This is a genomic window from Flagellimonas alvinocaridis, assembly GCF_004916895.1.
GTDB classification, from domain to species: Bacteria; Bacteroidota; Bacteroidia; order Flavobacteriales; family Flavobacteriaceae; genus Flagellimonas; species Flagellimonas alvinocaridis.
Window position 1 is genome coordinate 1 of sequence record NZ_SNTZ01000021.1, and the last position, 12228, is coordinate 12228.

Annotated in this window: 11 protein-coding genes; 8 read left to right on the forward strand and 3 right to left on the reverse strand. The window is 36.3% G+C overall.

Annotated features, from left to right (window positions below; all coding sequences use genetic code 11):
* Window positions 1-142: 142 nt before the first annotated feature.
* Both EZV76_RS16585 and EZV76_RS16590 read right to left on the reverse strand, forming a co-directional pair.
* A complete protein-coding gene (locus EZV76_RS16585) occupies window positions 143-445 on the reverse strand; it encodes a SpoIIAA family protein (protein ID WP_136567653.1) in 303 nt (100 codons plus the stop codon).
* A 644-nt stretch (window positions 446-1089) separates the two neighbouring features.
* On the reverse strand, window positions 1090-3462 hold the full coding sequence (locus EZV76_RS16590; protein ID WP_236640953.1) for a patatin-like phospholipase family protein: 2373 nt from the start codon (window positions 3460-3462) through the stop codon (window positions 1090-1092).
* A gap of 275 nt (window positions 3463-3737) precedes the next feature.
* Here EZV76_RS16590 and EZV76_RS16595 point away from each other — a divergent pair, with 275 nt between their 5' ends.
* From EZV76_RS16595 to EZV76_RS16630, 8 genes are all read left to right on the forward strand, one after another.
* Complete coding sequence (locus tag EZV76_RS16595) at window positions 3738-4790, forward strand: adenylate/guanylate cyclase domain-containing protein (protein WP_136567654.1); 1053 nt, start codon at window positions 3738-3740, stop codon at window positions 4788-4790.
* A gap of 251 nt (window positions 4791-5041) precedes the next feature.
* Window positions 5042-5878, forward strand: a complete 837-nt coding sequence (locus EZV76_RS16600) for a DUF932 domain-containing protein (RefSeq protein WP_136567655.1) — start codon at window positions 5042-5044, stop codon at window positions 5876-5878.
* 975 nt (window positions 5879-6853) lie between these two features.
* Window positions 6854-7198, forward strand: a complete 345-nt coding sequence (locus EZV76_RS16605) for a single-stranded DNA-binding protein (protein WP_136567656.1) — start codon at window positions 6854-6856, stop codon at window positions 7196-7198.
* Window positions 7199-7277: 79 nt separating this feature from the next.
* A complete protein-coding gene (locus EZV76_RS16610; RefSeq protein WP_136567657.1) occupies window positions 7278-7658 on the forward strand; it encodes a DUF6876 family protein in 381 nt (126 codons plus the stop codon).
* A gap of 12 nt (window positions 7659-7670) precedes the next feature.
* The gene (locus tag EZV76_RS16615) at window positions 7671-7868 is read left to right on the forward strand and encodes a hypothetical protein (RefSeq protein WP_136567658.1); all 198 of its coding nucleotides are present in this window, start codon (window positions 7671-7673) and stop codon (window positions 7866-7868) included.
* 446 nt (window positions 7869-8314) lie between these two features.
* Window positions 8315-8695: a BfmA/BtgA family mobilization protein gene (locus EZV76_RS16620; RefSeq protein ID WP_136567659.1), complete on the forward strand. Its 381-nt coding sequence runs from the start codon at window positions 8315-8317 to the stop codon at window positions 8693-8695.
* An 11-nt stretch (window positions 8696-8706) separates the two neighbouring features.
* Window positions 8707-9738 (forward strand): MobB family relaxase, encoded by a 1032-nt coding sequence (mobB, locus tag EZV76_RS16625; RefSeq protein WP_136567660.1) that lies wholly within the window; start codon window positions 8707-8709, stop codon window positions 9736-9738.
* Between the two features lie 5 nt (window positions 9739-9743).
* Complete coding sequence (locus EZV76_RS16630) at window positions 9744-11324, forward strand: type IV secretory system conjugative DNA transfer family protein (protein WP_136567661.1); 1581 nt, start codon at window positions 9744-9746, stop codon at window positions 11322-11324.
* Between the two features lie 11 nt (window positions 11325-11335).
* Here the strand turns inward: EZV76_RS16630 and EZV76_RS16635 are convergent, their stop codons facing one another.
* The gene (locus EZV76_RS16635) at window positions 11336-12121 is read right to left on the reverse strand and encodes a 3'-5' exonuclease (RefSeq protein ID WP_136567662.1); all 786 of its coding nucleotides are present in this window, start codon (window positions 12119-12121) and stop codon (window positions 11336-11338) included.
* Between the last annotated feature and the right edge of the window lie 107 nt (window positions 12122-12228).

A 12228-nucleotide genomic window follows, 5' to 3' on the forward strand; every position in this document is an offset into this window, starting at 1 on the left:
TTTACGATTGATTCCGTGTTCTTCTTCTTTGTCATTTTAAGTGTTTTAAATGGTTAATGAATCCATCTTCAAGGCTAGCCTTGAAGATAACAAAACCATCACTTATCTTTAGACCAAGTTCAGTCCACTTTTAGTTGAAGATTTACACTTTAATGCCTATACCTGGCGTGAGCGCATTACCTACTGAAATGAAATTTTCTACCCAATCAATATCAGTTACGATAGCATATTTCCGAAGATTTTTAAGTCCAAACCATTTTAATTCTGAAAGAAATCCCAGACTTTTAAATTTCATAATACCATCTGTATCATTCAGTTCTAAAAGGATATTGAAATGTCCTTCTTTTTTAGTGATTTCTTTCATTTGCGTAAAGGCATTTTCGTAGTCCAGTTCTGTTGTGGTGCTATCAATAATCATATGCACCGTTGTGTTTACGTTTATCATTTCTGTTACGTTTATGTTTAAAAAATAAAATACAAATGTAATTGCCGTTGTGGTTTCTTTTATTGATATATATCAATGGTAGCGATGATGTATGTCATCGTTTCATTTTAAATAACTTACAATATTTGTATTCTGAAATTGAGAAAATAAAAAGCGCTTGATTATCCAGTATAGACAAGCTTTATAAAGCCGAGGGGAATTTGCAGAATGTAAGTTCCCCTCGCACAATTTTAGACTTCATATTTCAATCTAAACAGCTATGAAACAGAACTACTTAACGGTTTTAACGAAACACCTTGTCATCTGGCCACTCATTTTTGGGCTTTGGATGGTGTTGCGAAACTATGGTCAGGAAGTAATTTCAGATTTTAATAAAGTTTGAATATTCAAAAGCCGAAATAAGTGTGAATGCCGCACGCTTAGAAAAGCCACCGAGAATGGATGAAGTACATTATAAGTTAAAAATTTATAGCACCGACAGTCATTTAAATATAGATTTATTGAAAAAGAATATTGAAAAATTTGGAACCATATTTAATACTGTTCAATCCTCGTGTACGATTGCTGGTACGATTGAAAAAATAATAGAAATTTAGAATGTGAATTAGAAGTGTATTTCCAGTTTAAAAATTGTGAACTTACTATTAATTTGACCTGTTTAACGGGAAGCCTACACCAATAAAAATCCGAACTTTATTGATATCATTAACCCAAGAAACATCAAAATTTACAGGCCCTAAAATAGAATTGTAACCTAATGTAACGCCAGATGAAAACAAAAAGCTAGTGGTGTTAGAGTCTTGCCATTGTCCGTTTGCTGTAAATGCATCTTTAAAATAATCTTTAAAATCATTAAAACCTACGGTTGCAGCATCCACGTGTGGCAAGATGTATAAATTTGCCTTGAGCTTATACTGCAACCCAAGGTTTAGCTTTATAAACTGGCTTGCAGTGAGTTCACCTTCATTAAGTCCCGGAAACATAAAACTATCCTGACGAGGGTCCAACTGGTTGCCACCCAAAAAGTATTTGGCACCAACGCCAAAATCGTTAAAGGATACATTATTGGCATTTCCGTCATCAACAAGAATAAAATTAGCTGAAGCACCAATAATTGCAGTAGAAGACGTGCTCAACGGAAATCGTTTTTCATAATTGAATCCGAGTTTGGTATAGTTATCTGTTGACCCTTCCTCTGTAGGTATATCCGGATTTGAAAATTTAACTTCAACATCATTATAGAACGACCTTCCAACTGTGGCCATAAGATTAGTCCCGTTAGTAGCGAAAAAAACTGCATCCATTGTATTGTACAGGTAGTGTGCATTCAATTGGATAGCATTGAATGCGTAGGATTTCAATCCAAAAATATTTTCGTTTAGTTTAGGGTCAACAGTGGGTTTGAGATACGTATTTTGGTATTTTAAACCAATACCAACGTAGCTGGTCAGAGAATTTATATTTCGATTTATCTGGTTTTCAAATTGAAAATAACGATACTTGATATCATCCACAGCTTCGCCACCGATAAAAACTTGTTGCTTAAGGCGTTGTCCTAACGCTTCAGTACGCCACCACCAATCCCTGTCACTTCCAAAATTTTTTTGGTGCTGCAATCGGAATCTTGGCTGTTCTGCTACGTCCAAGGTTATTAGAGAGCGTGATGCCGCACCAAGAATATTTCTTCCTGTATAATTTACAAGGATGCCTACACCGTGATAATCATCATAATGCAAAGCGCCTTTTACTTGATGTTTTGAGCGTTCAAATCCATTGAGTTGAATGCCTAATTTTTTGTCGTTGACCAATGGTTCAAAAGTGATTTGACTAAAAATAGTTGTTCCCATAGCCCTATTAATCCCATCAACAATTTCTTGTTTGGAATAGGTAGTATTGGTCTTTAGGTTTGTACGAGCTTTAACAAGAGCAAGATTTGTTTTACTAATGTTATTATAAACAATGGTGTCCAATAGAATTTTATCTTCTACCACAGGTAATGTTATATTGGGTTGATTGTAGTTTTTCAATAGATTGGAAAGCTCTGTGAGTGGCGTCATATTTTCGGCTACTGCCAATTTTCCTTCTTCGTAGATTTGTGCACTTTTTTGAAAATCGCCGGTAGAAAAAGTTAAATGATTGGTATGGTCTATTAAAATATCACAAAGTGCTCTATTTTCTGGGTTTTTCAGGTTACTGCTCAACATACCTGCCTGAAACAATAAGGATGAAATGTTTTGCAGTTTTTCCTTGTCCATCATTCCACCGCCAACATCACTACCAATAATTATATCGGCACCCATATTTTTGGCAACATCCACCGGAAAATTATTGAGTACACCGCCATCTATCAATAAAGTTTCTTTATAGGGCACGGCCGAAAACACACCAGGAATAGACATACTTGCACGCATTGCAAAAGAAAGAGAGCCATTGTCCAAAATCACTTCTTTTCCGTTAACAATATCGGTAGCTACTGCTCTAAAGGGAATTGGAAGTTTATCAAAATGATTAATGTTATAACTCGGAAACGTTAAGGTTGCTATGAACTCTCTCAATTTTTGGTCATTCAGTAAAAATGAGCCTAATTTAATTTTCCCTTCAACCCAATCAAGCTCTACCAAGTATCTATTGAATTCGGTTTTTTCTTCAACGCTAACATTTTTTAGTGAAACGCGTCCACCCATAAGCTGTTCCCAATTGGCTTTTTTTGCGATACTTGCAATACTATCCCCAGAATAGCCTAAAGCATATAGGCCGCCCACTATGCTACCCATACTATTACCTACTAGTAAATCTGGTTTTATTCCTAATGAATCTAGTGCTTGCAGAGTTGGGATATGCGCTAATCCCTTAGCACCACCACCACTTAGCACTAAAGCCACTTTGGGTTTTTTATCTTGGGAAAAACCACTTATTGATGTCACTAAAAATATTAATAGCACGTAAAAAGGTAGCTTTCTTGATACAAATAAACTCATAAAATCATCTAAGTATGGTGAACAGGTAACTTTGCGCATTGTAGCACAAACTTTTGTTTTTATAGCATAACTACCATACATCTTTATTTAATTCCTCAAAATAATTAAAATGTGTTCATATAGCAAATTATTTAAGGTGATGTATATCATCATTCCATTTTAAATAACGTACCATATTTGTATTCTGAAATTAAAAAAAAATATAAAGCGCTTGATTATTTTGAATAGACAAGCTCTAAAAGCCGAGGGGAATTTGCCGTGTGTAAATTCCCCTCGCACAATTATTAGGCTGTAAGTTTTAGTATCTTTATCGTATGAAGCAAAATTATAGTAGGACATTTATAAAGCATTTAATCATCTGGCCACTCATTTTTGGGCTTTGGATGGTGTTGCGAAACTATGGTCAGGAAGTAGTTTCGGATTTTAATGAAATCCCGTTAACAGAAAGGCTTGTCGTAATTTTAGTTTTAGGGCTTTTAGCTGGAATTTTATTCGGCTTTTTTGAAGTGATTTTTGAAAAATACGTCAACAGAAATATGTCCTTGGGCAAATTGGTACTGGTTTCTTCCTTCAGTTATCTCATCATTATCTTTGTTATCATATTTTGTGCAGGCTATATTTTTCACGAGTTAACTGGTGAAACATTTTATTGGGAAACTTACAAGGAACTTATGTTTTCCAGTCAAGTTGCTGTTTTGGTACTCTATTTTTTTATCGTCATTACATTGATAAGTGTTTTTAACGAAATTGACAAAAGATTAGGACAGGGCAACCTCTGGAAACTTTTTACGGGTGCTTTTTATTCGCCTAAAGAAGACAATAGAATTTTTCTGTTTATTGACTTAAAGTCTAGCACCACCATTGCCGAAACCATAGGGCATTTACAATATAGCAGATTATTGCAAGACTGTTTTAGAGATTTGAGCATCGTCGCAAAATCTAAAGCTGAAATTTATCAGCACGTGGGCGATGAAGCGGTGCTCACTTGGCCTACCAAAACAGGTTTAGAAAACAACAACTGTCTAAAAGCCTTTTACGATTTTAAAAATAGGCTGCTTGAAAAATCTTCTTACTATCAAGAAAAATACGGTGTAACACCAGAGTTTAAAGCAGGTATGCACTACGGAAAAATAATCGTTGCCGAAGTAGGCGAACTCAAAAGAGAAATGGCATATCACGGCGATACCATTAACATAGCGGCACGACTTCAAGAAAAGTGTAACGAACTGGGCAAAGAAATGCTTGTTTCAGCCAAAATGCAAAAAAAATTGAAACCGGTTGCACATATCAATTTTGAACATCAAGGGAAACTTATTTTAAAAGGGAAAAGCAAGGTGGTGGAACTGTATAGTGTTGAGTGTGCTTGAAAATGCACTAGGTGTTAAAAAAATAATACTTGGATTCAATTGGCTGCACATCAATTTATTTGAGAGGTTTTTTTTTATGAAAAAATAATCAATCAATATTATCACAAAGGTAAACTCGTAAAATACACCCATCAAAAGACTACGGCATAAACCACTCGCTCACTCTCTATTTATTCCGTTTCCTTTTGAGCTGAGATTTTAGCTTCCGTTTGGGTTCTGCTCAAATATTGTTTAATCTAAATTCAAAAGCTATGTATTTACAAAATTTGCAACAGGATGAAATCTTCGTGCCATCAGAAATGAAATCCTTAAAAAGTCTGACACAGATGGAATCCCGAAGAGGGCTTGAAAATGCCATAATCTCTAATGGCAAAATCGTCAATGTGGTCTCGAACAGCTACGGCCACATTCCAAATCAATTGTTCTTTAAGAAAGCTGAAGAAATGTTGACCGATGCACAGCTGAACTTCCACAAGCGGACTATTAGCAAAAATGATAGGTCGTTCATTACAGACTTTATCATCGACGACAAAAGCCAGTTTACCGTCAAAAACGATAAGGACTTGATACTGCCGATGCTTCGGTTCAAGAACTCTTATGACGGAAGCGAAAAGACCTCTGGACACTTCGGGTTTTATAGAGAAGTGTGCTCAAACGGTCTGCACGTGTCACAAGCAGAAATTGAGTTTTCCATAAAACACAGTAAAAACAACACACACTTGATTATGCCAAGGTTGAACAATCTTTTCGATAAATTTCTGGATAATGAATTCTACACCATTACCAAGAAATTTGACAAGATGAAGAAATTTAAAATCATCGATACGCAAGAATTTGTAAAAGCGATTCTTGACAAAACGAAACTGTTCCGGTATGAATGTAGCGACAAGAACAGCGACCCATCGAAAAAATCTCGTGAGGTCATAGAAATCTTAAACTATGAAGCCTTGTTGCTCAATGAAGAACCAAATCTTTGGTTAGGTTACAATGCGTTTAACTCAGTACTTCATAATGTTTTAAAGAAAAGCTTTGGCCAACAGGAACGGCTGGATAAAAAGTTGTTCGATGAAGTCTATGCTATGGCATAAAGTTAATATAGGTTTGTCCAGTACCTCAAACTGGATGACTAAATATATTACAAAAGGTTAATTCCAATCCACTCAGCCCATTCCCCTACATTCCGCAGAAAAAGCTACATTTCGGGAAAAGCGCTTCATTATAGAAGGTCTTGGACACAATTTAAAAGACTACGATTTCCATTGCGCTAAACCCGCCCAAAAGCGAGAAACGCTTCATTCCCAATCTACATCTTTCAAATCAAGTCCGCCTTAAACACTACGGAATAGAATATTACGCTTTCATAATCCACTCAGCCCATTCCCCTACATTCCACGCTCACCTGCTGAAAAAGCAGGCAACCACTACACTTCGGGCAAAGAGCTTCACTACAAATATCTTGGACACAATCCCCAATTTTAGCTTTCCATTCCGTTAACCCTTCCCGCTACGCTGGGAAGGAACACTACATTCCTGAGCCAAAATTTTGAATCGAGTCCGCTTTCTCATCGGAAAGGCATCGCTTCGATTTTCTTAACAGAATTTGTGGCAAGTCCTTCTTGATTGCTTGCTCAAAAATTCTTAAAAACCGAACCGCTGCCTTACACATTTTAAGGGGTTTATAATGGATAAAGCCTTTATCGTTTTTCGGTACAGCGAAAAACTGGCACGACATAACCACTTCTAATTTAACCACAGCCACTTATCTCGCTTAACTGTCGGTACGCTCAAACGCAACTGTGTTTAAAAGAATTGCTAATGCCCTTATGGAACTTGTCAAGACTATACAAGTTTTAGTGAAAAATAAGGTTTCTACTTCCTTGAAAATCCAAGGATTTTACTACGTCGCAAACACACCTGATTTATTCTCTAAAAGTCTGGACAAAACCCACTCTATCCATTGTGCGGTGCACAGAAGAAAAGAACAAACACCCCTTAAAATCAAGTTGAATTGAAAGGGTAATATTAATCAGTCTGTAAAAAAAGCAGACACAAATCTTTTTATTATGAGTACCATTAAAAATCACGTACAGTTAATTGGAAACGTTGGACAAGAGCCAACCATTACGAACCTTGAAAGCGGAAAGAAAGTAGCCCGTTTTTCACTCGCAACAAACGAGTATTACAAGGACAAAGAAGGCAACAAGCAAACGGACACGAATTGGCATACCGTAGTAGCTTGGGGAAAGACTGCTGAAATTGTAGAGAACTATGTTGTTAAAGGCAAAGAAGTAGGAATATCGGGAAAACTTAAAACCCGAAGTTACACAACCGAAGACAACGAACAACGCTACGTTACCGAAGTGGTAGCAGATGAAATCCTTTTGCTTGGAAGCAAAGGCGACAAGTAATCCTTAAAATGAAAGAGGGCGTAACCGTCTAAAGATGCGCCCTCTTTTTTCATTATTCACATTTTAAATACTATAAACAATGAAAGCACAAGTTAACGAAATCAAAGAAGGATTACAACATTTTCACGGAACGGAAATGTTCTATTCCCTACCTCTAATTAGAACCAGATTTACCGATGGATTGAAATATCTTTCCGAAGTTGCCGAATGTTTTTGGCTCATTACGGACACATCTGTAATTGCAAAAAGTCTGATGAACCGAAGCAAATTTGTTACCATAGATTTCAAGAAATTATCAAAAGAAAAACAAGATTATTCTGGTTATGAAGCTGAAATAATTTACAGCGATGGCAATGATAATATCTTAGAAAAACACGGTTATCGAGCTACGGATTTTCCGCTCGATGAACTGCGGTTATTTTTTGTAAATGATACGCTGATGTTACCAAGCGAATATTAAAATTTAGAAGTTATGATATATCTAAATTTTACCGATTTGAACGAGGAAACACAAGAGCGATTAATTGCCAATTCCAAGGAAGATGTAAAGGAAAAGTATGGCAAGGATATGATGAATTATGCTACTAAGCATAATACTAATTTGGACAAAATGCTTGACGAAGAAGCATTGCGAAATTTATACTCTTATAACTATGTGTTTAATATATAAATTTCAAGACCAAAAGGAAACTGACACCTCTAAATTTTAGAGGTGTTTTTATATGTTAATTAATCTCATATCAAGAAAAAAACGTATCTTTATTTTGCTGAAATTCAGCATACATAAATTAGTATAGCTATCCAATTTTGACTTTCGCTGATAGCTATATCCATCTATTTTTTACATATCGGAATTTGAACAATTCCGAAAAAGGCAATCGGCTTTTTAGCCGGATTGTATGGAATTTTTGTCACGCTTGCGCGTGACGAAAATGGAATAGCAAGAGGGTAACACGCTGCGCGATGTTACGTGTTCCATTTTCGATTTAATCCATTGATATTTAGTTGTTTAAAAATTAATCGGATTTTAAAATTTCTTCAATTTGCGTCAAATAGCTTGAAAACGCCAGTAAATAGGGATGGATTTACGTCAAATCTTCAAAAAAGCGAAAGAAAATGGATTCATTTATCACAATTAGGTTCAAACGGAAAACCGCCAAGCGTTTTCAGGAATTTTCAAAAACACACTTCAAGACGCATACTGAAGCGATGTCAACTATTCTCGATTTTTTCTTCTATAATGAGATTTCGCCAAAGGAAAAATTAGGTCCAACAGGGCGAACCATCGAAGCCAAATTGCTCAAAAGAATAAATGCGGTAATCGCTATAGTGCGAGATGTGGAAAAGACACAAACCAAACCAACGGTCGCGATGATTCAATCCCTTTTTCAAACCGAAGAACCCATCAAAAAACCTTTGATATTGGAAAAGAAATATGCCGAAGAAAAAAAGGAAGTCCGCTTTCGCGAAAAGCAAAAACCAAGCAATCAACTATAAATTTTTGAGCTATGTATATTACAATAACAGCCCAAAAGTTGGGTGCAAATTACTCACAAAGTTCAGCCGATTTTGTGGGGTATTTAGAGAAAGAAAATGAAGGATTAGAACAACGTGATATGGAACACTTTTTCAATCAATATGGCGATGAGATTTCGGCTGAAGAAGTCGTCAAAGAAATTGATGATAACACCACAAAATTGAAAAAGAAAGAGCCCAAATTTTATTCCATTACGGTCAGTCCATCAAAGTATGAATTGAAACGATTACAGAACAGTCGTGAAGATTTAAAAACCTATACTCGTGAGCTGATGAAAGATTATGTTGCAAGCTTTAATCGGGAAATAAACGGACGACCCATAACCGTCGATGATATAAAATACTTTGCTAAAATTGAACATCAACGCACCTTTAAGGGAACAGATTTTCAGATAAAAGAAAACCAACCCTTTGCCACAAAAATATTGCAACTCAAAACGGATATCCGAAATATTCAAGAAGGAAGAGCTGAAGGGAATATTAAAAAGATGAAAAGGGAAATTGCCAAATTGGAACGACAAGCACCACATCAACAAAACGGAAAGCGGATAGTCCAAGGAATGAAGAAAGAAGGCAACCAAAGTCACATTCATATCATCGTGAGCAGAAAAGATGCTTCCAATTCGATAAGCCTTTCCCCAGGAAGTAAGCACAAAGCTTCAGAAGTTGAAATGCACGGTAAAAAGGTAAAGCGTGGTTTTGACCGAGACAAATTTTTTGAGAAAGCGGAAAAGACTTTTGACAAAACTTTTGGGTACAAACGTAACTTTGCCGAGACATATAAAGCACGAAAGGATTTTGTAAAAAATCCCAACCTCTATTTCGCTGCCTTGATGAAATTACCAGCTAACGAGAAAGCATTGGCGTTCAAAATGATTACTAAAACAGGATTGCCGGTAATTCCAAGTATCCCAGTAAGTCAGGCGCAAATTGCACTTCGAGTTTTCAAGAGATTAAGACGAGGTGCTGAAATTGCCATAAAATCAAGTTCCATCGGAATCTAAATAGTATGCAAATAGATAATCTCATAACGATACTTTCAATTATTGGTTTGACCAGTACTGTTTTCTATGCGATGTTTCGGGTAAGTAGATATGCGTATGTTTTGAATATCGCAATGCTTTCAGCTTTTATGCATTATCTGTACGAAGTAAATGAATTAACGACAATATTACTCTACTTGGCTTGCCCTCTAATGCTAATTAATACAGGACTGTACGTATTTCTGCATAAAACAGAAAATGCAAAAAGTGGCGATAGTAAATATCAAGTCAAATTTGCAACCACAAAAGGCGACTTCAAATTGAATACTATTAAACGTGGTGCATCCATTATCGGTTCTGCAGGAAGTGGAAAAACGGAAAGCGTGGTGTATGGTTTTTTGAAGCACTTTCGGAAAGAAGGCTTTTGCGGAATTATTCACGATTACAAAGATTTTGAATTGACCGAAATGGCATATCCACTTTTTAAGGATAGCGATATCCCGTTTAAGGTCATATCCTTCGATAAAATCATCCACAGAGTAAATCCTATCGCACCACGCTATTTAGAGAACGAGGAAAGCGTAAACGAGGTTTCACGGGTATTAATCGAAAACCTTTTGGAACAACGAGAAAGCGGAACAACGGGAACAACCAAATTCTTTAACGATGCAACTGAAGGTTTGATTGGTGGATTAATTTGGAAATTGAAAACATCCTACCCACAATTTTGTACGCTTCCCCATTTAATTGCTATTTACCAATATCTTGATACAGATAGCCTTATCCAGTTTTTGGAAACTAATACGACTTCACGGGCAATGGCTGATGCTTTTATTAGCGGTAAAGATTCCGATAGGCAAACAGCTGGTGTAAAAAGTACCTTGGCAAATGCCCTGAAACGAATTAGTACACAACGCATTTTTATGGCATTATCCGCAGACGAAGTGCCACTCGATATAAATAACGAGGAAAATCCTGCCATAATTTCGGTAGTCAACACCCCGAAATATGAAACGTCTTATTCGCCTGTCATCGCAACCATTATTCACACCATTACAAAGCAGATGAGCGTGCGAAATTCTAAACCTTCGTTCTTGCTGATGGAAGAAGCGCCAACCATTCGTTTACTGAATATGCACCGCATTCCGGCAACTTTACGAAGCTATGATATTGCCACCATTTATGTAATGCAAGATAAAATCCAAAACGATATGATGTATGGCGATAAGGCGAGTAAAGCGATATTAAGTAATCTGTCTTATCAATTTTTCGGAAAAGTAAACGACCCTGATACTGCCAAATATTATGAACGCTTTTTTGAAATCATCAAAGACCCAACGAAAAGCATCAGTCGTGGCCATAATCTGGATTTTGATACCCGTATTACCACAGGCGAAAAAGAAATCCCGAAGATTAGAGCTGATGTTTTCTTTAGATTAAAGCAAGGCGAGTTTATCACGTATGCAGATGGCAGGGATAAGAAAGTACAATTTAAATTATCAAAAATTAAGAGAGAGCTTCCAAAAGAATCCAACCAGTTTACTCAGGCGGATTTGTCGGCTAATTTTGAAAGGGTTTATAAGGAAGTGCGGTCGATATTTAGTTGAAGAATGGATTATCATTCAAGATTAATGATTGTAATATCTTCCCCGAACCTTTCAACCAACTGCTCATTAGTAATTTTCTCAGGAAATGCCATAGCTAAAAGGTGCTTAGGCCTTGACATCGCCACATAAATTATACGTTTCTTTTCTTTTATGAATCCATCAGCATCAGGCTCTAAATCTCTAAAATTAATATTGCTGGCGTGGTTTTTTTCATCAAAAAATATTAGAATAGCATCCAATGTTTTTCCTTTAACTTGATGAACGGTGGTAAGAGAGCTGGTTTTATCAATATCAACTCGGTTAAAATGAGCCGAAACAGGCTCGGTTCTCGTAGTCTTGGCAAAATATTTGGAAGTTTTCTTAATTCCAAAATTTATGTCATAATCGAGATTTAGAGCTTTTTTTACGTAAGCTGGGCATAGCTTTGACCAGTCTTCTACGGTATTTGAAAGTTCTGGCAATCCTTCAACAAATTTTATGATGCGGGCATTATAGAGATAATCAGTTTTTAAGTCGGCTCGCAAATGACCAAAATCAACAAAAGATAATCCTCTATTTTCCAAGCGAATTATAATATTGCGGGCTATGTTAATGGCTTCTTTTAAATTTCTATCATCATACTCAATTTTAGCGGCGATAAGGTCATAGGCTAATTGGTTGTGCCAAGGACGTTGCTGGGCATCTCTACCTAACATTTTGTTTCGCATACTATTTCCACGTACAACTACTTTCAGTTTTCCAAATCCTTTGTTGCTACAGTGTACGTCTTCAAACGAATCTGAACTGGCCCAGTCCAAAGTTAAGTCATAGTTTCAACTTTTGAATTTGGTGCTCTTTTCTTCTTTTGAGCATCGTTCTTCTCTTTATCAATTTACGGTTTTCCAATATCTTTTTGTCCAATCCA